Origin of the sequence: Nocardia sp. NPDC050630, assembly GCF_044457245.1 — a bacterium.
Lineage (GTDB): Bacteria > Actinomycetota > Actinomycetes > Mycobacteriales > Mycobacteriaceae > Nocardia.
Genome location: NZ_JBITGN010000017.1, coordinates 156,754 through 178,042, shown reverse-complemented (window position 1 = coordinate 178,042; position 21,289 = coordinate 156,754). Strand labels below are relative to the sequence as shown.

The window sequence follows — 21,289 nt, the reverse complement described above, 5'->3', positions numbered from 1 at the left end:
GACGTGATGCTGCGGCCGCAGGTCGACACCGCGGGCCCGGTGAACGGGGTCCGCACACCCGATCCCTTGCTGCGCGGCGCCCGCGCACCGCAGGTCAGGACCCTTGTCGACATCCTGAACAGCACCGCGGCGGCCCATCCGGATGCACCCGCGATCGACGACGGTCGCGTGGTGCTCGGCTACACCGAATTGCTGACCGAAATCGATGCCGGAGTCGTGCGCTTGACCGCGGCGGGTGTGCGCCCCGGCGACCGTGTCGGCGTGCGCATGCCGTCCGGCACACATGAGCTTTACGTCACTATTCTGGCCATTCTGTTCGCCGGTGCGGCCTACGTCCCGGTGGACGCCGACGATCCGGAGGAGCGCGCTCGACTCGTCTTCGATGAGGCTCGCGTCACCGCGATCGTGACCGCGGCAGGCATCGAACCGACGGCCGTCGAACGGACCGAGTCCGCCGATGTCTCGACCCTTCGCCCTACCCCGGCCGACGACGCGTGGATCATCTTCACCTCCGGATCCACCGGCACCCCGAAGGGCGTCGCCGTCACTCACCGCAATGCGGCCGCCTTCGTCGACGCGGAAGCGCGCCTGTTCCTGCGGGATGCCCCAATCGGGCCGGGTGACCGGGTCCTGGCCGGACTATCGGTCGCCTTCGACGCCTCCTGCGAGGAAATGTGGCTGGCCTGGCGCAACGGTGCCTGTCTGGTGCCCGCACCGCGTGCCCTGGTCCGCACCGGCGCGGATCTCGGCCCCTGGCTGGTCCGTCACGAAATCAGCATCGTCTCGACGGTTCCCACACTGGCCGCGACCTGGCCCGCCGAAGCGCTGGAGCCGGTCCGGCTGCTGATCTTCGGCGGCGAGGCGGTACCACCCGAACTCGCCGAACGTCTTGCCGGAAGCCCCGCGGCGCGAGCGACGGGCCCGGAGGAGGTAGCGGAGCGTGACCACGTAGGGCCCCGCGAACGCCGCGAATCAGATACCGAACGCGAGGTCTGGAATACCTACGGCCCCACCGAGGCGACGGTGGTCGCCTGTGCGGCGCTGCTCGACGGCAGCTTCCCGGTCCGGATCGGGCTGCCGCTGGACGGCTGGGATCTGGCGGTCATCGATGCCACTGGAAATCCAGTGGATGAGGGCGAATCCGGTGAACTCGTCATCGGCGGCGTCGGCATGGCCCGCTACCTGGATCCGGCCAAAGACGCCGAAAAATATGCTGCCCTCCCGTCACTCGGCTGGGAGCGCGCCTACCGCAGTGGCGATCTGGTGCGCAAGGACAGCGCTGGTCTGATCTTCCTCGGCCGCGCCGACGACCAGATCAAAATCGGCGGCCGACGCATCGAACTCGGCGAACTCGACAATGCCCTGCAGCACCTACCCGGCGTCACCGGCGCCGCAGCCGCCATCCGAACCACCAAGGCGGGCAATAAGATCCTCGTCGGCTACCTGACCGGCACCGCACCCGAATTCGACCCGAAGGCCGCCAGAGCCCAACTCGCCGAACAGCTTCCAGCGCCGCTGGTCCCCAGACTCGCCATCGTCCCCGATCTGCCGACCCGCACCTCGGGCAAGGTCGACCGCGACGCCCTACCGTGGCCGCTGCCGAACACCCCTGAAACCGACACCGCGAGCGGCGAACTCACCGAAACCGAGCAATGGATTGCCGGACTGTGGGATTCGATTCTGGGTGCCGAGGCAAACGGCCCGGATACCGACTTCTTCGATCTGGGCGGTGGCTCGCTCTCGGCGGCGCAACTGGTAACCGCACTGCGCGAACGTTATCCGCGCATCACCGTCGCCGATCTCTACGACCATCCGCGCCTCGGCGCGCTGGCCGAATTGCTCGACGAGACCGCACCGAGCGCAGCCGTCGAGGAACGCATCGTGCGCCCGACACCGCTGGGCGCCCAGTGGGCCCAGGTGCTGGCCACCATTCCGCTCACCACGCTCACCGGACTACAGTGGCTCACCTGGTTGGCCGTTGTCGGCAATATCGCGGGCTGGTCCGGCTCGCTGCCCTGGCTGCCGCAACTGTCCTGGTGGTGGACGTTGGCCGCCTTCCTGATCTTCATCTCGCCGCCCGGTCGCATGGTGATCTGCGCCTCGGGCGCTCGGATTCTGCTGCGCGGCGTGCGGCCCGGCAGTTACCCACGCGGCGGACCGGAGCACCTGCGACTGTGGGCGGCGGTCCGGCTCTCGGAGGCCAGCGGCGCGGAGAGCCTCTCCGGTGCACCGTGGATGGTGCCGTTCGCACGGGCACTCGGCGCGAAGATCGGCAAGGGCGTCGATCTGCACACCCTGCCGCCGGTCACCGGCATGCTCGAACTCGGCGACGGCTGCAGTGTTGAGCCCGAGGTCGACCTGTCCGGCTACTGGATCGATGGCGATGTGGTGCATATCGGCCCGATCGCCATCGGTGCGGGCGCGGTAGTGGGTGCGCGCTCGATCCTATTGCCGGGCAGCAAAATCGGTAGAAGTGCCGAGATCGCGGCCGGTTCGTCGGTATCGGGCAAGGTGAAGGCCGAGCAGGAGTGGGCCGGTTCGCCCGCCGCGAAAGTCGGCAAAGCCCAGCATCGTTGGCCGGATCACACGCCCCCGCGGGCCGCGCACTGGGTCTCGATTTTCGGCGTGACCTCGATGGCATTGGCCGCCATGCCCATTCTCGGTCTGGCCGCGGGCGGCGCTTTCATCGCCTGGTTCATCCGCGATGCTCGCACACTCGCGGGTGCGCTCGGCGAGGGTTTCGCCATCCTGCCCGTCGCAACGCTGCTCAGCCTTGTGGTGTACGCGGTGGCCACGGTCATCGCGGTCCGGCTGCTCAGCATCGGGCTCACCGAAGGCCACCATCCGGTCCGCAGCCGGGTCGGCTGGCAGGCCTGGGCCACCGAGCGGCTGCTGGATTCGGCGCGCACCTTCCTGTTCCCGCTCTACGCCAGCCTGCTGACCCCGATGTGGCTGCGCCTGCTCGGTGCGAAGGTCGGTAAGAGCGTCGAGGCGTCCACGGTGCTGCTGCTGCCGAAATTCACCACGGTCGCCGACGGCGCGTTCCTCGCCGACGACACCATGATCGCCAGCTACGAACTCGGCGGCGGCTGGCTGCACATTGGCGATGCGAAGGTCGGCAAGCGCGCCTTCCTCGGCAATTCCGGTATGACCGCACCCGGTCGTCGGGTGCCGAAAAACGGGCTGGTCGCGGTGCTCTCGGCCGCACCGTCCAAGGCCAAGGCCGGTTCGTCGTGGCTCGGCAGCCCACCGGTGCGACTGCGCCGTGCCTCCGGAACCGCGGATACCGAACGCACCTTCGATCCGCCGCTGCGGCTGAAGGTATTCCGCGGCATCGTGGAAACCTGCCGACTTCTCCCGGTGCTGGTGACCTTCGCCATCGGCCTCGGCGTGCTGTTCACCCTGGCTTGGATCGCGGAATCGGCCGGATACCTGGTCGCCGGGCTGCTCTGCGGTGTGGTGCTGATGGCCGCAGGTGCGATCGCGGGTGCGAGTGCGGTCACCGCGAAGTGGTTATTGGTCGGGCGAATTCGCGCCGAGGAGCATCCGCTGTGGAGTTCGTTCGTATGGCGCAACGAGGTTGCCGACACCTTCGTCGAAACAGTTGCCGCGCCATGGTTCGCCCGCGCCGCGACCGGTACCCCCGTACTGAATCTGTGGCTTCGTGGACTCGGCGCGAAGATCGGCCGCGGGGTATGGTGCGAATCCTATTGGCTACCGGAGGCGGACCTGGTGACACTCGGCGACGGCGCGACCGTGGAACGTGGCTGTGTGGTGCAAACCCACCTATTCCACGATCGAATCATGGCCATGGACACCGTGACCCTCGACGCGGGCGCGACCCTCGGGCCGCACTGCGTCGCCCTGCCCGCCGCGAGCATCGGCGCTGGCGCGACCATCGGCCCTGCCTCGCTGGTCATGCGCGGTGACACCGTGCCCCCGTCCACCCGCTGGTGGGGCAATCCGATCGCGCCGTGGTCCGGTGCGGCACCGAGTGCGAGCGAGGCCGGAGCGGCCAACTGATGCCGGGCAAGTTCTACGAAGAGCCCATCGACGAATACCTACCGCAGAACGGAAATCGCGGCTATCGGGTCTCGCGGTACGAACTGGAGCTGACCTACAAGGTCGCCAGCAACCGGCTGGCGGGCCGAGCCGAGATAACCGCGGTGACCACCACCGTCCGGGAACGTTTCGCATTCGATCTGTCCCAGTCGCTCACCGTCGCCAAGATCTTCGTCAATGGGAGCAAGGCCGCGAAATACACCCATCAGCACGGCAAACTCGTGATCACCCCGCAGCAGCGGATTCCGGCGGGCGGGGTGCTCGGCCTGGTCATCCAATACGCCGGGATTCCGAAGCCGGTGCGCGGGCCGTGGGGGGAGGTCGGCTGGGAGGAACTGACCGAGGGCGCGCTGGTCGCCAGTCAGCCCAACGGCGCCGCGTCCTGGTTCCCCTGTGACGATCACCCGAGTTCCAAAGCCAGCTACCGGATTTCGATCACCACCGACACCCCGTACTACGCGCTGGCCAACGGCACCCTGCTGCGCAAGCAGACCAAGGCCAGCCAGACCACCTGGGTCTACGAACAGTCCGAACCGATGTCGAGCTATCTGGCCACCATCCAGATCGGCCCGTACCGCAAACACCGCATCGCCAGCCAGCGCGGCTCGGTGCCGATGCAGGCCGTGGTGCCGCCGCGACTGCGCGCGAATTTCGAATACGACTTCGCGCGCCAGCCGAAGATGATGGAACTGTTCACCGAGAAATTCGGCCCGTATCCGTTCGAGGGCTACACCGTCGTGATCACCGATGACGACCTCGAGATCCCGATCGAGGCCCAGGGCATTTCCGTCTTCGGCGCCAACCACTGCGACGGCCGCCGCGGCGCCGAACGCCTTGTCGCCCATGAACTCGCGCACCAGTGGTTCGGCAATAGCCTCACCATCCGGCAGTGGCGCGATATCTGGCTGCACGAAGGCTTCGCCTGCTATGCCGAGTGGATCTGGTCGGAGGCCGCGGGCGGGCCGACCGCCGATCAGCTGGCGCGCGCCGCCCGACACAATCTGTCCCGGCAACCGCAGGAGATCGTCGTCGGTGATCCGGGCCCGCGGCGCATGTTCGACGATCGCGTCTACAAGCGCGGCGCACTCACCCTGCATGCGTTGCGGTTGGAGCTCGGCGAGCTGTCCTTCTGGGATCTATTGCGCGAGTGGACGATTCGCTATCGTCACGCATCGGTGAGCACCGAGGAGTTCACCGACCTGGCCGGACATTACAGTCTGGTGCCGCTGCGCTCGCTGTGGGATGCGTGGCTGCTTTCCGAACCGCTGCCGCAATTGCCTCCGTACGGTGGGCAGGCGAATTCGACGTCGCGTTAGAAAACCAAGTAGCGCGCCGCGAGCTCTTCGACCAGCGGGTGGTCTTCGGCGACGCTGTCCAGAGCGTCCAGATCGGCCCCCACCGAGATCTCGCGCGGATCGTCCTGGTCTTGGTCCCGGATGCCGTCCTCTTCGAGCTGGCGCACTAGTTTCGCCCGCACGCGTTCCTTCAACGAATCACTCATATATGAAGCCTGCCTGAAAAACTGCTAGACCGGCGTGAGCCAGGTTCCCCACGGGGTATTTCGCAGCACCGAATAGCCGATGAGCAGCGCGAAGAACACCCACATCGTGGTGCGACTGATCCGGGGCAGTCGCATCCGCTGACCGCGCCAGGCCCGAATCGACCAGTCACCGATCCACAGCACGAAGGCCAGCACCAGCGGTAGCACGAGCAGATTGCTGTGGATCGCATCGAGAATTCGGCCGTCGGTCAGATCGTGCATGCCGCGCATGCCGCCGCAGCCGGGGCAATACATCCCGGTCAGTGCGTAGACCGGGCAGATTCCGTACGAGCCCTCGGCGTGCGGATCTCGGAAATGCAGCAGGGTCACCACTCCGATACCGACGCCCGCCGCCACCAGCGGCCACCCCATGGCGCGCAGACCGGTCCCCCTCGGCTGTTCCGGTCCTAAGGGTGCGACCGATACCGCTTGCCTCATCTCCACAAGCATCAACGGTAGCCGCGCCCGCCCCACCCCCGCCACAGCTCGGCACCGCTATTCGGTGTGCGCCGGGTAACGGGCGACTCGGGCACGGGCGATATCCAAGTAGAAACGGCTCGTGCTCATGTTTCCTCACGACGGACTATTGGCCGACCTAATTTCGGGTATCCACCCGATAGAGCCAGGATTTCCGCCACTGGGAGCGCTAGCAGTAGCAAGCACTCAGCTTGCACTGTACTGTGGCGGCAGACACAAAGGAGTGCTCACATGCTGGTCAAGTCGATGAGGACGCTGGCTGAAGTGCGCGGAGACGAACCGTTGACCGCCGCCTACCGTGCCGGACTCCGGTCCCGGACATACCGGACCGCGTCGCTCAACAAGCCCGCCGTCACACCCGAAATCATCCCGGTCACCGCCGGGGACGGGGCCAAGCTCAGGGTCCATGCCTACGGTCCCGCCGACGGCGATGTCATCGTCTTGATCCACGGCTGGAGCTGCTGCATCGAGTACTGGAATCCGCAGATCAACGCCTTCGCCGACCGCTACCGTGTGCTCGCCTACGATCAGCGCGGCCATGGCGAGAGCACCCTCGGCAGCACCGGCCCGGGCGCGCAGACGCTGGCCGACGACCTCGAAACCGTGCTGGAGGCCGCGCTCCCGCCCGGCAAGCGCGCCGTCCTCGTCGGGCACAGTATGGGCGGAATCACCTTGCAGGCGTGGGCATCTCGCTACCCGGAACAGGTCGCACGGCGTGCCTGCGCCGTGGTCATGGCCAACACCGCGGCCAGCGATATCCGGTACGAAACCGATCTGCTGCCACTGTTCAACAAGCCGCTCATGGTGGCCAATCGACCGCTGACCGTACTCGGGGCCAGCGTCCGTTTGCCGCTCGTCATCGCGGAAACCGCACTCAGCGCGCCGATTCCGCTGCCGGGCGGCTGGCCGGTCAGCGCGGTCTTCAAGGCCAGGGTGATGTCCAAGCCCGCCACCCGTGACGAGGTGGACTTCGCGCTCGGCATCATCCGCTCCTGTCGTCCGCTCACCCGAGGCTTACACGCCGCCGCCCTCGCGGGCTTGGACCTCGGCGATGCCGCGAAGCACCTGACGGTGCCGACCACGGTCATCGCGGGCGCGCAGGATCACCTGCTGCCCGAGCGCATGTCCCGCCCGATCGTCGCAGCCTTGTCCGAAACGGGTCATCTCGCCGACTACCAGGTCTGGCCCACTGGGCACCTCGGCAATATCGAGGCCGCCGACCGCTTCAACACCCTGCTCGCCGACGTGGTCCAGCGCGCCAACCCCCGCACGGCCGCCGCGGGCTGAACCTCTGATGGGGCTGGTCAACGGCGCCCAGCCTCAGCAGAAATTCCGCCACCCGCGACCGCGGTGACGCGCTCGCCGCCAACGCCGCGCGGACCTCGCCCCCGACCCGGAATTCATCCTCGCCGGAAACGAACGCGCGAACGAAATCGCCAACCCTCCATGAAGTCCGCGCCACGATGGAGACCGACTACTGACCAGCTGGTAGGCGGCGGTTTAATGCGCGGCCCCGGGGTATTCGCGCCACATGACGACCGAATCAGAGCCGGATCGGATCACGGATCCGTGGGGAGCGCGCACGCCGTATCGGCGCGGCGGTGTGTGGCCGCCGCGGCTGGACATGCAACTGGCCGAGGGAGTCGAGGCCGCAGATGTGGACCGGTGGGTGCCTTCGGCCTCGGTCTTGCATTCCAACGGCGACGCTTTCGATATCGCGGTGCGCGATGACCGGATCGTCGGTGTGCGCGGCCGCATCGGGGATCGTGTCAACCACGGTCGGCTCGATCCGAAAGATCTGTACGGCTGGCAGGCTACCGCTGCCCCGGATCGGCTCACTACCCCGCTGATTCGGGACGGGGACCGATTGCGGCCATGTGATTGGGACACCGCGATGAACTGGATCGTCTCGCGCACAAGGGAATTGCTCGACGCGCACGGCCCGGAATCGATCGGCTTCTATACCAGTGGCCAATTGTTTCTGGAGGAGTACTACACCCTCGCGGTGGTCGCCCGCGGCGGCATCGGCACCAATCACCTCGACGGCAATACCCGGCTGTGCACCGCGACGGCCGCCGAGAGCCTCAAGCAATCCTTCGGCTGTGACGGTCAGCCCGGTTCCTACACCGATATCGACCACGCCGATGTAATCGCCCTCTACGGCCACAATGTCGCCGAAACGCAGGGCGTGCTGTGGTCGAGAATGCTGGACCGCCTCGCCGGTCCGCAACCACCCGCGCTGATCTGCGTCGATCCCCGACCGACTCCTGTCGCCCAGCATGCCACCGTCCATCTCGCGCCGCTGCCCGGCACCAACGTCGCGGTGATGAATGCGCTGCTGCACGAACTCATCGCCAACGACTGGATCGACCGCGACTACATCGCGGCACATACGGTCGGTTTCGAAGATCTTGCCGCGGCCGTATCCGACTGGACCCCGCAGCGTGCCGCCGAGGTGTGCGGCATCCACGCCGACGATCTGCGGCACGCGGCACACCTGCTCGGCACGGCCGAACACCTGGTCTCGACCGTGCTGCAGGGCTTCTACCAAGCCCACCAGGCCACCGCGGCCGCGGTGCAGGTCAACAACGTTCATCTGCTGCGCGGCATGCTGGGCCGACCGGGCTGCGGTGTGCTGCAGATGAACGGGCAGCCGACGGCCCAGAACACCCGCGAATGCGGCGCGGACGGCGATATCGCCGGATTCCGCAATTGGTCCAATGAAACCCACGTCGCCGAACTCGCGCGGCTGTGGAATGTCGATACCGACCGGCTGTCCCACGACAGTCCGCCGACCGATGCGATGCAGATGATCCAACTCGCCGAATCCGGCGACCTGCGGATGTTGTGGGTCTCGGCGACGAATCCCGCAGTGTCCCTGCCGGAACTGGCCCGCATCCGACGAATCCTCGCACAGGACAGTCTTTTTCTCGTCGTCCAGGATATCTTCGCGACCGAGACAACCGAACTCGCCGACGTGGTACTGCCCGCGGCGGCATGGGGTGAGAAGACCGGGACGTTCACCAATGCCGACCGCACCGTCCACATCAGCGAGCAAGCGGTCCAGCCGCCCGGAACGGCCAAATCCGATCTGGAGATCTTCCTCGATTTCGCGCGCCGCATGGACCTGCGCGACCGCGACAACGCACCCCTGCCGCCATGGCACGATCCGGAATCGGCATTCCGCGCCTGGCAGCAGTGCAGCGCGGACCGCCCCTGCGACTACCGCGGCATCACCTACCAACGGCTACGCGACGGCGGCATCCAATGGCCGTGCCCACCCGATCGACCCGACGGCACCGAACGCCTTTACCAGGATGGGCGCTTCTACGCGGCACCGGATTACTGCGAGAACTACGGCAAAGACCTGGTCACCGGTGATCCGTGGGACGAAGACCGGTACCGGGACTTCAACCCCGACGGCAAGGCCATGATCAAACCTGCCCCGTATCTGCCGCCGCCGGAAGGGCCTTCACCTGAATATCCGCTCGCCCTGATCACCGGTCGCACCATCTATCACTTCCACACCCGAACCAAGACCGGCCGCACACCGCAATTACAGCAAGCCGCACCCGAGGTCTGGGTCGAAATCTCCGCCGCCGATGCCAAGGACGCCGACATCGATGACTCGGACCTGGTGCGCATTACCACGCCACGCGGAAGCATCGTGGCCCGCGCCCGCCGAACCGGAATCCGGCCCGGGGTCGTCTTCGTTCCGTTCCACTACGGATACTGGGATACCTCCGACGACGAACACGCCCGCGCCGCAAACGAATTGACCCGCACCGAATGGGATCCCGCCTCCAAACAACCGCTGTTCAAAACCGCCGCCGCCCGCATCGAACTCACAGAATCGGCCGACCACCGGTGACCGCGACGCGCGCTCCGGAAATGTAGCTTCCATCGTCGCTGGCCAGCAGCACATAGGTCGGGGCGAGCTCGGCGGGTTGTCCGGCGCGGCCCAGCGGGGTGTCGTCACCGAAGTTCGCCACCTTCTCCGGCGGCATCGTCGAGGGGATCAATGGGGTCCAGATCGGGCCGGGCGCCACGCTGTTTACCCGAATTCCCTTGGGGCCCAATAGTTGCGCCAGGCTGGCCGACAGATTCGCGATGGCGGCCTTGGTCGCGGCATAAGGCGCCAGCGTCGGCGAAGGCATATCGGAATTCACCGAGGAACTGCCGATGATCGACGATCCCGGCGCCATATGCGGCAGTGCGGCCTTCACCAGAGCGAAGTAAGCGTTCACGTTCACCCGGAAGGTGTAGTCGAATTCCTCGTCGCTGACTTCCTCCACGGTCTCATGGGTCATCTGGTAGGCGGCGTTGCTCACCAAGACGTCCACCTTCCCGAATTCGGCGACCGCGGCGTTGATCACCGCTCGGCAGTGTTCGGGCTCGGATACATCGCCCGCGATCGTGACGACGCGGCGCCCGGCCTCGCGGACGAATTCGGCGACCTCGCGCGCGTCATCGTGCTCGTTGAGGTAGGAAATCACCACGTCGGCGCCTTCGCGAGCGAATGCGATGGCCACAGCTCGGCCGATTCCGCTGTCCGCGCCGGTGATGACCGCTGCCTTCCCGGTCAGCTTGCCACTGCCGCGATAACTGCGTTCACCGCAGTCCGGCACCGGTTTCATCAGCGTCTGCACACCTGGGACGTCCTGCTGTTGCTCGGCAAAACCCATCGTCCGGCTCCCTTCTCATCGCCCCTGAAGGTCACCGGTCGGCAGCGGTGACATCACCGGTAATTGCCCGAGCATCCCGTGCCAAACTCCCCTTCGGGTCAGCCCGGCGTGATATTGGCGTTGCGATGGAAGACGTTCGCCGGGTCGTATTCGGTCTTGATATCGGCCAATTTCGCGTATTTAGCAGGTCCGTAGGATGCGCGAACCCGGTCCTCGCCCGCCTCCGCCATGAAATTGACGTACCCGCCCTGGTTGGCGGCGAAGGGGCACAGCGCTTCCCAGGTCGAGCGCACCCAGGCCCGGTCGACGGCCAATATCTCGGCGTCGGGGGCGGCGGCTTCGATATTGCAGACGTAGTGTGCTGAGCGCGCACCGCCGAATGCGGTGTCCTCCTCGCCGACGGCGGTAAAGGCGCCGTCGAGTGCGAAGATCGGCATGAACGACAGCGGCGATGTCTTCTGCCCGGCCCGCTCGGCCAGCACCGCGATCACTTCGTCGGAGAAGTCATCGAGATCGAGCGCCTTCTCATATCCGTGGATGCCCCATGGCAGCGCCGCGTCGAGCATCGACTGCAAGCCGGTGAAGGGCATCGGGGTAATGAATTCGAAGAGCGGGGTGAGCGCATCGCGGATCGGCGCCACCATTTCGGCGTGCTCCTCGGCAGTACCGTAACCGGCGGTAATAAGGGCATGGCCCGGCACGAAGTGGTACTGATCCGGCACGAAAGGCTCCGGCGGCGCGGACAAACCGACGCCGACCAGGACGCCCGACCTGGGCGGCATCGTGGGAATGAACTCACGAATCAGACGTAGTGCCGCGGGCCCATCGGTCAGCGGCCAGAAGAAGATCCCGACGTGCACTTCGGGCCCTATCCGATGCGTGCGGTATTCGAACTCGGTGACGACGCCGAAGTTCCCACCACCACCGCGCAGCGCCCAGAACAGGTCCGAATTCTCGCTGTCGGATGCCCGCACGATCCGGCTATCGGCAAGAACCACCTGCGCCGAGATGAGATTGTCGATCGAGAGTCCGGCCACGCGGGTCAGCCACCCCATGCCGCCACCGAGGGTGAGGCCTCCGACGCCGGTATCGCTGATCACCCCGCCGGGCACGGCAAGACCGAACGCCTGGGTCGCGGCATCCATATCCGCCATGGTCGCGCCGCCACCGACCCGGGCACTATTGGTCGCCGGATCCACCGTGACGCTGTTCATTACGCCGAGATTGATCATGATGCCGCCGTCGCAGACCGCCGTGCCACTGTAGGCGTGGGCACCGCCGCGCACGGATACCTCGAGATCGTGGTCCCTGGCAAAAGTCAGGGCCGCGGCCACATCCTCGGGGGACAGGCACTGTGCGATCACCGCGGGACGCCGGTCGATGGCGCCATTCCAGATGGAGCGGGCGTGGTCATAACCCGCGTCGGCAGGAGCGAATACCGGCCCGCCCATCGCGGATCGCAGTGCTCTGAAGTCGGAATTCATTGTTTGGGTCATGGCATTTCTCCAGCCACCGGGTCCCCGACCACTCGTGGAAGAGCGGGTCACGCGGTCCGCGTCGCCGACTCTTGCTGCGGCACCGACCCAGAGGTGGTGCTATCCCAATGCCGCGCACACGACCAGCCATCCGGGTGATGTGGCGCGTTTGCCATATTAACGCTGGTACACCGCAGCCGTACTTCGTTTCGGCCCCGTCGGCGACGTGTCGGTGCGGGGTCGAAGGGAACCTCGATGCTAAAAGCTTGGGTATGAACAGGGGCGAAATCAGAGGGGTATCCAGATCGATAGTCGGCATCGTGTTGGTGGGGACGCTCGTCGGTACCGCACTAGGCGCGCCGACGGCATTTGCCGATGAGGTCACGAAGATTTCCACGGATACGGTGTCGGAGGACGGTTCGCGCATAACCGACGTCGAGTACATCGATGACCGAAATATCCGACTTCAGGTTTATTCCGCGGCGATGGATGCCGAATTCCCGGTGGAGGTCGAACGTCCCGCGGACGTCTCGGTTCCCCGGCCGACTTTATATCTCTTGAATGGAGCGGGCGGCGGCCAGGACGATGCATCGTGGCAGGCACGGAGCGACGCGCGTCAGTTCATGGCCGATAAGAATATCAACCTGGTGCAGCCGATCGGCGGCAGGTTCAGTTACTACACCGACTGGCGCGAGGACGATCCGGTACTCGGCCGCAATAAATGGAAGACCTATCTGACCGATGAATTGCCACCGCTGATCAATGCCGCACTCGGCACCAACGGAGTCAATGCGGTCGCGGGAATTTCCGCTTCCACCGCCACGGTGCTGGCCTTACCCATTGCCAGGCCCGACCTCTACCGAGCAGCTGCCGCATATAGCGGCTGCGCGCAGACAAGCGATCCGATCGGTTCGAAGTTCCTCGAGGCCGTGATCGCCTGGGGTGGCGGAAACGCCGAAAACATGTGGGGGCCGGTTGATTCGCCCGAGTGGACGGAAAATGATCCATACCTGCACGCGGACAAATTGCGCGGCATCGATCTCTATCTTTCGTCGGGCAATGGCCTGCCCGGAAAATATGACACGCTGGACGGGGCACATGCCGAACCCGGCCTCGACGGACTGACGAATCAGATCCTCTTCGGTGGCGTGATCGAAGCAGCCGCCAATTACTGCATGAAGAATCTGCAGGCGAAGCTTATATCACTCGGCATTCCGGCTACCTACAACTTCGATGAGGGAACCCATTCCTGGGGTTATTGGGAAGATGAATTGAAGCGATCGTGGCCGGTGCTGGCGCACGGGCTCGGCTTGACATAGTGCGTTGAAAACCGAACGCGGGTCGGCGGCCTTTCGGCGTCCGACCCGCGTTCGGTTGTAATGGCTGGACAACGGCGAAGATCAAACCGAGCAATGCGCCGATCACCGGTCCGAGAACGCTCTAGCGCCCCGTCCAGACCCGGCGGAGGCATCGGGCATTGACCGGCGCGGACACCGACACGCTATGTAAATAGTCCGTTTTGTGACGCATGTGACATAGCGTCATCGGATACTTCGGCGCTTTAGTCAGGAGGCGGCTCGGTGAGGTCGGGGACTCGCAGACGGCGATCAGCGCTCGGCGGCTGTGCGGCATTGGCAATGGCGGGTTCGATCGCGCATCCCGCCGCGGCCGCGCCGCAGCCCGCCAGCGTCTCGCTACCGGCCGGATTGATGGCGGCCGTCGAGAGCAACCTGGGGATCGATGCGCACGAATATCTCGCGCATGCCGAAAACGCCCGGCGGCTGGCCGAATTCGCAACAGCAGGCGCGCGCCGCGTACCCGTACATATTCGCCGGAGTCCGAATGAATGACGACCGCCCCATCGTCTCCATCACCGACGGCGAGCGCCCCGCGGACGCCGAATCCGTCTCCGAAAAGGCCGGATTCGATCTCGGCTGCGGCCATGTCCCGCTGTTGCTCGGTCAGCCGATCAGCCCTGTGCTGCAAGACAATCCAGGTTTGACCATTCGGACGAGCTGATCCACGCGAGCCCATGACACCCATCGATACGGAAGGCAAACACATCTAAGGAGCGAAATCGATGCTGCGCGTTCTCGCGGCCGCCATCGCGGCCGGTGCCCTCATAATTTGTGCTAGTCCAGCCGTTGCCGAGGGTTTGGGCGACAGCGTCGTCACATTCGCCAATGCTCCTAACGGTGCCGCGCCGTCCACCGACGGTCGGGGCGAGAAAGTTCCTATGTCCGCCGACGGACCGACCGACAGCACCCCCGCGCTCACCGACGGGATCAGCGACAACACCGGCACAACAGCCAACGCCCCTGACCGCAATGCCACCACATCCGCAGACAGTCAGGACGAGAGCGTCATCACTTCCGTCGACTCGCAGGACGACAGCGTCACCCCATCCACCAACGGCCTGGACGACAGCCTTGCCGCCGAAGAGACCGACGACGCCGTCACGCCCGCCGCCAGCCCACACGACAGTCTCACGACTTCTGCCGGACTCGCAGCCTCACTGATCCGCTTGGGCACCAGAGCTCTCGCCCTGACAGTCGTCCCGCTGCACCAATTTCCAGCCTTCGACGCCGTCATTACCCACGAAAGCGGTTGGGACGTCTTCGCCATCAACCCTCAAAGCGGCGCCTACGGGCTCGGCCAGGCGCTGCCCGCCGAAAAAATGCAGACCCACGGCGTGGACTGGCGCTTCAACCCACTCACCCAGATCCGCTGGACCTACGACTACATGAACGCGCGCTACGGCAGCCCCGACGGCGCCTGGGCGTTCTGGCAGCAGCACCACTGGTACTGATCATCAGCTCTTTGCCGGTGCGCGGTGCAGCTCTTTCCGATCGTAGTAACGAGTGACGACGCCGCCGAGCACGAGTCCGATGACCAGGCCGAGCAGCGTCATCCAGATCGCGCGGCTCAATCCTGCCGAGCCTTCGGCATTGAAGTACAGGATGGCCCTGATGCCGAGGTACACCTGATGCATTGGTTCGAAATCGGCAAGCCAGGCAACGGTTTTCGGAATCGCCTCGATCGGAATGGTGCCACCGGAGGACGGCAGCCCGAGCACGATGAACAGGATCAGGTTGACCAGCAGACCGGCGGTGCCGAGCGCCGATACGATCGCCAGCGCCGTGACGCCGACCGCGATGATCGCGAAGGTGCTGTAGAGGAACAACAGCAGCGGCCGCTCGATCGGCATACCGAGCCAATGCCCGACCGCCATGAATATCCCGGCCACGACCGGCGCGGTACCGGTGATCACGCCCCATTTCAACAGCAGCGTTCCCAATCGGGAAATCGGCGTCGGCGGATAGTGCACATACCAGGGACCGAATTCGGTCGGTGCGAAGCCGAGCGAGGAATCGACCATCCCATTGATCACCATGGCGCCGGTGAATCCGGCCAGCAGCACCATCATCGTGTAGAAGAAGGCCGTCAGACCGCCGCCCGTGCCCGAGGGCAGTGGATGGAACGGGGTGACGACCACATCGATCGGCTTCGCCAGCATCAGCCGACTCAGACCTGCCAGTTCCGGCGCCGACGGGGAAGATCGCAGCTGGGTCTGCACGGTCTCGGTGAGCTGCTTGCCGACCGTCTGATTCGCCTGCGTCAGTGCGTTCCCGGCGATCATCTGCACGACCTGCGACGAGAATGCCCCGGACCGCGGATTGGTATAGACGGTGATGATCGGCTGAGTGACATCGCCGGGCACCACGCTGGCGGTGGCGAAATGCCGAGCCGCTTGGTGAAATCGCTCGGAATGACGATCGCCCCGTACACATTGCCCGAATTCAACTGCTGCTGCGCCTCGTTGATGCCGAGCCCCCGCAGATCGATCTTGTCGCTCGGGGTCTGCTGTACCAACGCATCGCTGATCTGCTTGCCCACATTGGTCGGCTTGCCGCCGATCACATCCCCGCTGTCCTGATCGACCAGCGCGATCGGAAAGCCGTGCAGATGCTTCGACGGATCGACCACATACGCGAGATACATCGTGGCCAGCAGTGCCATGAGCAACGACACCACAATCGCTGGTGCGAGCCAGACACGCACACGCGATCGACGAGGACTCGCCTCTTCCGGGTTGGTCATGACAGCACCGTATTCCCGGACCGAGCTACATGGGCGTGATCGCGGGGCCGTGTCTGCGCGTCAAGCCACAGTCTGGCGGTGGAATTGCCCCAGGTCGTTGATCGCGGCTCGGGCGTCGGAGAGCAGATCCGCGGCGACGTGATGGACGTGCGGTGCACGGTCCCAGATTTGCAGCTGTACCGGGACGTTCGCTTCGGCGCAGCGCAGGGCCAGCAGCTGTGCGTCGGGCAGCAGACATTCGGTCGAACCCACCTGGATCAGCACCGGCGGTAGACCGGTGAAGTCGTGGTTGACCGGCGACCACATCGGATCGAGTTCGCCGCCGATGGCGAGGCCGAACCGCGCGATTGTTTCCAAGATCCGAGTGGGGATGTAGGAATCGCGGTGCCGGTTGGGGTGCGCACTGCGGGTCGTCGGATCGAAGTCGGCCCACGGTGCGATCGCGGAGAGACCGCCCGGCATCGGCAACCCGCGTTCCCGGATGGCCAGCAACAGCCGGAAGGCGAGCCCGCCGCCCGCCGAGTCACCGGAGACGATGATGCGTTCGGCTTGGAAGCCATGCTCGAGCAGGTATTCATAGGACTCGACGGCGTCATCGAGAGTCTCGGTGAAATGGGCGCCGGGCAAGTGTCGATAGTCGACATTGAATGCGGGCATCCCGCTGGCACGCGCGATTTTCGCGACGAGGCGCCGATGGGTATTCAGGCCGCCGCTGATGTACCCGCCGCCGTGGAAGTACAGCAGCGCGGAATCTTGTCGCTGCCACGGGGCGGGCAGATCGTTGTGCCACAACCATTCGCCGCGGAAGTTTCCCAAGCGAACGGTCCAGCGTTTGGTGCCGTGCGGCGGGACGAGCGCGGCAGCCGGTAGCTCGATGAGGCGGCTGAGCCAGAGCATCTGCTCGAACCGGCCGTTGCCACCCAGGAGCGCCAGGGTCGCCAACCCGAACCCGACTGTGCCACGCAGCAGCGGATGGGCGATCCGAGTTCCGAAACTGGCCTGGTTGGTCGGTTCAACAATCGGTGACGAGGCTTCGGGCAGCGCAGCAGCCGTCACGACCATTGCCACTGTCTGCCCCTATTCCGGCGTGGCGGAATAAGGGTGTTCCAGAAGTCGCGGCGCACCGCGTCCCACAGCTGGGCCAGTCCCGGATGGAGTTCTCGTGCTTGTGCGAGGTCCGGATAAGTGACGGGGCCGAACGACAGCACCGGCGATGCATCGTACGCGTCGTGCACGGCGACGATCGAGATCAGCCGACTCTGGATCAACCGCCACGTCACGCGCAGTCCGTCGACTTCGGTGCGGCATACGCTATCCATCGCCGACCCCCGGTTGTCTTGGATGTAGCTCGTGCCTTTGGCGACGCTGATCGATCGGGCACACTCGGTGAGATGTCAAGGTCGACCTCCTGCTCACATTTGCTTTCCTGAGCGTCACAGATCCACCGCGCACAAACATGGGTAGAAACACCCACTTCGCCACCCATATCCGCAGTTCGCGCATGCTCGGTGCGCAAACCGCGGCCCGTGTTCCTGGTCGATCAGGTAGCAACCGCTTCGGAGACGACCTTCGCAAAGCGGACCATCACCCGGCGCCTTGCACGGCTAGATTGGGTCTCATGGGGCGAAGTAGGCCCACTCGCGTGGTCGGTAACCTGCCATTCGCGGTGACAAGTTTCGTCGGACGGCAACGGGAGATCCGCGAGGTCCGGGAACTGCTCGCGTCGGCACGGTTGGTCACGCTCACCGGTGTGGGCGGAGTTGGAAAAACAAGACTCGCCAACGAGGTCGCAGCCGCTTCCGGCCGGTCGTTCCCGGATGGGGTATGGCTGGTCGACCTGTCCGGCGTCGGCGATGCCGATCTGGTGGCGCAGACGGTGCTGACCAGCCTGGCGATTGTCGACGTATCGAACCGGTCCATCGAGGAACAGCTCATCGAGCACCTGGCCGATCTGCAGGCGCTGATAGTGCTGGACAACTGCGAACACCTGATCGACGCGTGCAGCGCGCTCTGCAATCTGCTGCTTCGATCCTGTGCCGGGCTGCGGATTCTGACCACCAGTCGCGAGTTGCTCGGCCTAGCGGGCGAGCATGTGTACACGGTTCCGACGCTATCGATGCCGAGCCCGTACGATCCCGTGACGCTCGGAGCCCTCGCCGCCTACGATGCGCCGACCATGCTGGTAGAGCGCGCTCGAGCAGTGCGCCCCGACTTGACCCTGACCGAACGCGATGCGGATGTGTTGGTGCGGGTTTGCGAACGTCTGGACGGGATTCCGCTCGCCATCGAGCTCGCCGCGTCCCGGCTGCGGTCGCTGTCGCTGTCGGCGGTACTGGACCGACTCGAGGACCGGTTCATGCTGTTGGCCGGCTCTATCCGAGCAGCTGTGCCGCGGCAGCGAACGCTGCGGGCCCTGATCGACTGGAGTTATGAGCTGTGCCGCCCGACCGAACAGCTGCTGTGGGAGCGGCTGTCGGTGTTCAGCGGCGGATTCACCCTCGCCGCGGCCGAGGGCGTCTGTGCTGGTCCCGACCTGCCACGTGAATGCATTCTGGACCTGATCGACCATCTGGTCGCGCAGTCGATCCTCGCGCCGGTGCCGACCGACGGCCCGCCGCGGTATCGAATGCTGGAAACGATCCGTGAATACGGCTGGCATCGGCTGACCGAGCGGGACGAGACCGACGCCATGTGCAAGCGGCATTGCGACCATTACCTCGCGCTCGCCGAGCGGCTCGCCGGAGCCTGGAACGGGCCGGGGCAAGCGGCAGGTTTGGCCGAGTTGCGCGCCGAATTCGACAATCTCCAAGCGGCGCTGGACTGGGCTACCAGCACACCGACCGCAGCCCGCGAGGCACTGGCGCTGGTGACAGCGCTGCGCTATCACTGGTGCGCCGACGGGTTCCTCGGTGAGGGACGCCGGTGGACCGATAGAGCGCTGCGCGTCTCCGATGACATCTGCCCAGAGTTGGTATCGGCGCTATGGGTGACGGGATGGGTGCGGTTGCTGCTCGGCGACATCGAAGGGGCAACCGAGGCGCTCGACCAATGCGCGGCGGGTGCGGCAGCGATAGGCGACCGCCACTCGCTGGGCTGGGTGAGCTGTCTGCGCGGCACGGCGGAGGCGTTCCCCGGACGTCTCGCACCGGCCATCGCGGCCTTCGAGCAGACCGTCGCGGACTACTCCGACGATGACGACGTGGTCTGCATGACCCTGTTCCAACTCGCCATGGCGCAGGCACACGCCGGTGACCGCAGGGCGGGCGCGACGGCGCGCCGCGGCATCGAACTGGCCGACCAGCAGGATGAGCGATGGACCAAATCCTATTCACTCTGGGCCCTCGGCTACGACCAGTACGTCCGTGGCGACTACGACATGGCGGTCGAGTCGACGCGCGCCGCCCTGAAGATCCAGCGCGAATTCAATGACCACGTGGGCGCCGCGCTGATGATGGAGTTGCTGGCTTGGATCGCCGCCGCCCGCGGCGAATACCATCATGCGGCGCGACTGATGGGCGCGGTCGGATCGGTCTGGCGACGCATCGGCACCTCGATTACGGCGTTCGGACCACAGCTGGACGCCCAGCATTCGGCCTGCGAGCGCACCCTCACACAGTCGCTACGGCAGGCGGAGCAGCGCGCGGAAACAGCGCGCGGTGCGGCGCTGGACCACGCCCAGGCGATCCGCTATGCACTCGATCCCAGCCAGACCGCCCAGGAGCCGGACGAGCAGCACGACAGCAAGCTCACAACCCGTGAGCGGCAAGTGGCCGAGTTCGTCGCTCAGGGTCTGAGCAACCGGCAGATCGCCGCACGGCTGGTGCTCTCCCCGCGTACCGTCGACCGGCATCTGGAAAACATCCTCTGCAAACTCGGCTACTCGTCCCGGGCACAGATAGCCGCATGGACCGCGCACTCACACCGAGTGCAATAGCGCTCGACCTGGGCAAACTAGTTCGACCGATGTGGGCCACGCCACAAAAATGGGTATACCCCGGGTAATTTCACCGTGGTATCCAGCCGTCGCGGTCGAGACGCTTGGTGAGGACAGCATTCATGGCTATCACACCGAGGTTTCCATCCATGTCCGAGCACAGTTACGAGTCCAACAAGTCCGTCGGCACCGCAACCGCCATGATGATTCGGCGCTGCGGTCCCTGTAACAAGCTATTCGCACCGCTGACCGCCGAATGTTCGTCGTGTCGGTCCTGGGATCTCGAATGGTCGCCATCGTCGGGTCTCGGCTCGATCGTGTCGTGGCGGCTCGTGCACCGAAGTGGAAGCCGCCCGCACGCCCAAGAGGTGCCATTGACAATCGCCATTGTGGAACTCGATGAGGGCCCGTGGGTGTACGCGACGATCGAAGGCGAGGTCGCGCCGGTTTCGGAGCTGCCGGTCCGGGTGCGATTCGAGCCCCATCCCCGGGTGGATCGTTTTCCGGTGTTCACTGTCTGCTCGGCGGAGTCCCATTCGGATGGCGTTCGACCCGCGTCACAGCGTGGGAATGGTTCCATCGATGTGCGGTCGACGCATCGTCGCGAGGTCGAGCACCGCTTCGACGCGTGGTGGGTGCGGACATCGCTGCGCCAGTGTGAACTCATGGAGGGCGCGAAGGCCCTCGATACGGCAGCGAAATCCGTGATCAGCTTTGCGATCCGCTGGGCACCGTTCGGCGGGGCCTCGGCCGGGGAGTTGCTGGTGACCTTCGGTGTGACCCGTCGACGGTTTCTGCAGATGCTGGAAGAGGCGCTGGACCCGAGACGGACCGATAGCGTCAAAGTGCGCGGGCTCAAGCGCCAATTGAAAGAGGCCCTCGCACAGGCGTGGCAGATGAGTCCGGCAACGCTCCCGGCCGGTCGCGCCTGAGGGGTAGCCACAACTCGCGATCCGTTCACCTTCGTTGGCGATACGCTGAGCATTGTCGAAAGGTGAGCGCATGGCGCCCGATC

At 65.4% G+C, this 21,289-nt stretch carries 18 protein-coding genes; 10 read left to right on the top strand and 8 right to left on the bottom strand.

The genetic code is table 11. The annotated features are described in order from the left end of the window. Positions 1-6 precede the first annotated feature (6 nt). Both ACIBG0_RS32475 and ACIBG0_RS32470 read left to right on the top strand, forming a co-directional pair. The gene (locus ACIBG0_RS32475) at positions 7-4,023 is read left to right on the top strand and encodes a Pls/PosA family non-ribosomal peptide synthetase (protein ID WP_397037788.1); all 4,017 of its coding nucleotides are present in this window, start codon (positions 7-9) and stop codon (positions 4,021-4,023) included. Continuing rightward, positions 4,023-5,378, top strand: a complete 1,356-nt coding sequence (locus tag ACIBG0_RS32470; RefSeq protein WP_397037741.1) for a M1 family metallopeptidase — start codon at positions 4,023-4,025, stop codon at positions 5,376-5,378. The genes ACIBG0_RS32475 and ACIBG0_RS32470 overlap by 1 nt, the downstream gene beginning before the upstream one ends. Here the strand turns inward: ACIBG0_RS32470 and ACIBG0_RS32465 are convergent. Next, on the bottom strand, positions 5,375-5,563 hold the full coding sequence (locus tag ACIBG0_RS32465) for a hypothetical protein (protein WP_397037739.1): 189 nt from the start codon (positions 5,561-5,563) through the stop codon (positions 5,375-5,377). The two genes, ACIBG0_RS32470 and ACIBG0_RS32465, sit on opposite strands and share 4 nt — an antisense overlap. 24 nt (positions 5,564-5,587) lie before the next feature. Continuing rightward, positions 5,588-6,040 (bottom strand): DUF2752 domain-containing protein, encoded by a 453-nt coding sequence (locus ACIBG0_RS32460; protein WP_397037738.1) that lies wholly within the window; start codon positions 6,038-6,040, stop codon positions 5,588-5,590. 270 nt (positions 6,041-6,310) lie between these two features. Here ACIBG0_RS32460 and ACIBG0_RS32455 point away from each other — a divergent pair, with 270 nt between their 5' ends. Together ACIBG0_RS32455 and ACIBG0_RS32450 are read left to right on the top strand one after the other, a co-directional pair. Then, entirely contained in the window at positions 6,311-7,366 is a 1,056-nt protein-coding gene (locus ACIBG0_RS32455; RefSeq protein ID WP_397037736.1) for an alpha/beta fold hydrolase, read from the top strand. Positions 7,367-7,610: 244 nt separating this feature from the next. Continuing rightward, a complete protein-coding gene (locus tag ACIBG0_RS32450; protein WP_397037734.1) occupies positions 7,611-9,950 on the top strand; it encodes a molybdopterin oxidoreductase family protein in 2,340 nt (779 codons plus the stop codon). Here the strand turns inward: ACIBG0_RS32450 and ACIBG0_RS32445 are convergent. Together ACIBG0_RS32445 and ACIBG0_RS32440 are read right to left on the bottom strand one after the other, a co-directional pair. After that, on the bottom strand, positions 9,925-10,764 hold the full coding sequence (locus ACIBG0_RS32445; RefSeq protein ID WP_397037733.1) for a glucose 1-dehydrogenase: 840 nt from the start codon (positions 10,762-10,764) through the stop codon (positions 9,925-9,927). The genes ACIBG0_RS32450 and ACIBG0_RS32445 overlap by 26 nt on opposite strands. Before the next feature lie 98 nt (positions 10,765-10,862). Next, positions 10,863-12,260: an FAD-binding oxidoreductase gene (locus ACIBG0_RS32440; RefSeq protein WP_397037731.1), complete on the bottom strand. Its 1,398-nt coding sequence runs from the start codon at positions 12,258-12,260 to the stop codon at positions 10,863-10,865. 251 nt (positions 12,261-12,511) lie between these two features. Here ACIBG0_RS32440 and ACIBG0_RS32435 point away from each other — a divergent pair, with 251 nt between their 5' ends. From ACIBG0_RS32435 to ACIBG0_RS32420, 4 genes are all read left to right on the top strand, one after another. Continuing rightward, the gene (locus ACIBG0_RS32435; RefSeq protein WP_397037786.1) at positions 12,512-13,558 is read left to right on the top strand and encodes an alpha/beta hydrolase; all 1,047 of its coding nucleotides are present in this window, start codon (positions 12,512-12,514) and stop codon (positions 13,556-13,558) included. Between the two features lie 261 nt (positions 13,559-13,819). Continuing rightward, a complete protein-coding gene (locus tag ACIBG0_RS32430) occupies positions 13,820-14,089 on the top strand; it encodes a hypothetical protein (protein WP_397037729.1) in 270 nt (89 codons plus the stop codon). Further along, positions 14,082-14,258: a hypothetical protein gene (locus ACIBG0_RS32425; protein ID WP_397037727.1), complete on the top strand. Its 177-nt coding sequence runs from the start codon at positions 14,082-14,084 to the stop codon at positions 14,256-14,258. Before ACIBG0_RS32430 ends, ACIBG0_RS32425 begins: the two co-directional genes overlap by 8 nt. Positions 14,259-14,319: 61 nt before the next feature. Next, a complete protein-coding gene (locus tag ACIBG0_RS32420) occupies positions 14,320-15,048 on the top strand; it encodes a transglycosylase SLT domain-containing protein (protein WP_397037725.1) in 729 nt (242 codons plus the stop codon). Positions 15,049-15,051: 3 nt separating this feature from the next. Here the strand turns inward: ACIBG0_RS32420 and ACIBG0_RS32415 are convergent, their stop codons facing one another. Genes ACIBG0_RS32415 through ACIBG0_RS32400 form a run of 4 tightly spaced genes read right to left on the bottom strand, consistent with a single transcriptional unit; the run spans position 15,052 to position 17,659 of the window. Further along, positions 15,052-15,960, bottom strand: coding sequence for a DUF3533 domain-containing protein (locus tag ACIBG0_RS32415; RefSeq protein WP_397037723.1), 909 nt, complete (start codon positions 15,958-15,960; stop codon positions 15,052-15,054). After that, positions 15,876-16,340, bottom strand: coding sequence for a YhgE/Pip domain-containing protein (locus ACIBG0_RS32410; RefSeq protein ID WP_397037721.1), 465 nt, complete (start codon positions 16,338-16,340; stop codon positions 15,876-15,878). Before ACIBG0_RS32410 ends, ACIBG0_RS32415 begins: the two co-directional genes overlap by 85 nt. Before the next feature lie 60 nt (positions 16,341-16,400). Next, the gene (locus ACIBG0_RS32405; RefSeq protein WP_397037719.1) at positions 16,401-17,396 is read right to left on the bottom strand and encodes an alpha/beta hydrolase; all 996 of its coding nucleotides are present in this window, start codon (positions 17,394-17,396) and stop codon (positions 16,401-16,403) included. Next, entirely contained in the window at positions 17,393-17,659 is a 267-nt protein-coding gene (locus ACIBG0_RS32400; RefSeq protein WP_397037717.1) for a hypothetical protein, read from the bottom strand. The genes ACIBG0_RS32405 and ACIBG0_RS32400 overlap by 4 nt, the downstream gene beginning before the upstream one ends. 299 nt (positions 17,660-17,958) lie before the next feature. On the opposite strand from ACIBG0_RS32400, the gene ACIBG0_RS32395 reads away from it, so the two are divergent. Next, on the top strand, positions 17,959-20,274 hold the full coding sequence (locus tag ACIBG0_RS32395; RefSeq protein WP_397037715.1) for an ATP-binding protein: 2,316 nt from the start codon (positions 17,959-17,961) through the stop codon (positions 20,272-20,274). Between the two features lie 149 nt (positions 20,275-20,423). Beyond that, the gene (locus tag ACIBG0_RS32390) at positions 20,424-21,206 is read left to right on the top strand and encodes a Zn-ribbon domain-containing OB-fold protein (protein WP_397037713.1); all 783 of its coding nucleotides are present in this window, start codon (positions 20,424-20,426) and stop codon (positions 21,204-21,206) included. Positions 21,207-21,289 lie beyond the last annotated feature (83 nt).

Excerpts from the sequence above, each read along its gene's own strand:
- ACIBG0_RS32455 (WP_397037736.1), top strand. The coding sequence starts at position 6,311 with ATGCTGGTCAAGTCGATGAGGACGCTGGCTGAAGTGCGCGGAGACGAA.
- ACIBG0_RS32460 (WP_397037738.1), bottom strand. The coding sequence starts at position 6,040 with ATGAGGCAAGCGGTATCGGTCGCACCCTTAGGACCGGAACAGCCGAGG.
- ACIBG0_RS32450 (WP_397037734.1), top strand. The coding sequence starts at position 7,611 with ATGACGACCGAATCAGAGCCGGATCGGATCACGGATCCGTGGGGAGCG.
- ACIBG0_RS32425 (WP_397037727.1), top strand. The coding sequence starts at position 14,082 with ATGAATGACGACCGCCCCATCGTCTCCATCACCGACGGCGAGCGCCCC.
- ACIBG0_RS32440 (WP_397037731.1), bottom strand. The coding sequence starts at position 12,260 with ATGACCCAAACAATGAATTCCGACTTCAGAGCACTGCGATCCGCGATG.
- ACIBG0_RS32410 (WP_397037721.1), bottom strand. The coding sequence starts at position 16,340 with ATGACCAACCCGGAAGAGGCGAGTCCTCGTCGATCGCGTGTGCGTGTC.
- ACIBG0_RS32465 (WP_397037739.1), bottom strand. The coding sequence starts at position 5,563 with ATGAGTGATTCGTTGAAGGAACGCGTGCGGGCGAAACTAGTGCGCCAG.
- ACIBG0_RS32435 (WP_397037786.1), top strand. The coding sequence starts at position 12,512 with ATGAACAGGGGCGAAATCAGAGGGGTATCCAGATCGATAGTCGGCATC.
- ACIBG0_RS32420 (WP_397037725.1), top strand. The coding sequence starts at position 14,320 with ATGCTGCGCGTTCTCGCGGCCGCCATCGCGGCCGGTGCCCTCATAATT.
- ACIBG0_RS32400 (WP_397037717.1), bottom strand. The coding sequence starts at position 17,659 with ATGGATAGCGTATGCCGCACCGAAGTCGACGGACTGCGCGTGACGTGG.
- ACIBG0_RS32390 (WP_397037713.1), top strand. The coding sequence starts at position 20,424 with ATGTCCGAGCACAGTTACGAGTCCAACAAGTCCGTCGGCACCGCAACC.
- ACIBG0_RS32475 (WP_397037788.1), top strand. The coding sequence starts at position 7 with ATGCTGCGGCCGCAGGTCGACACCGCGGGCCCGGTGAACGGGGTCCGC.
- ACIBG0_RS32395 (WP_397037715.1), top strand. The coding sequence starts at position 17,959 with ATGGGGCGAAGTAGGCCCACTCGCGTGGTCGGTAACCTGCCATTCGCG.
- ACIBG0_RS32470 (WP_397037741.1), top strand. The coding sequence starts at position 4,023 with ATGCCGGGCAAGTTCTACGAAGAGCCCATCGACGAATACCTACCGCAG.
- ACIBG0_RS32445 (WP_397037733.1), bottom strand. The coding sequence starts at position 10,764 with ATGGGTTTTGCCGAGCAACAGCAGGACGTCCCAGGTGTGCAGACGCTG.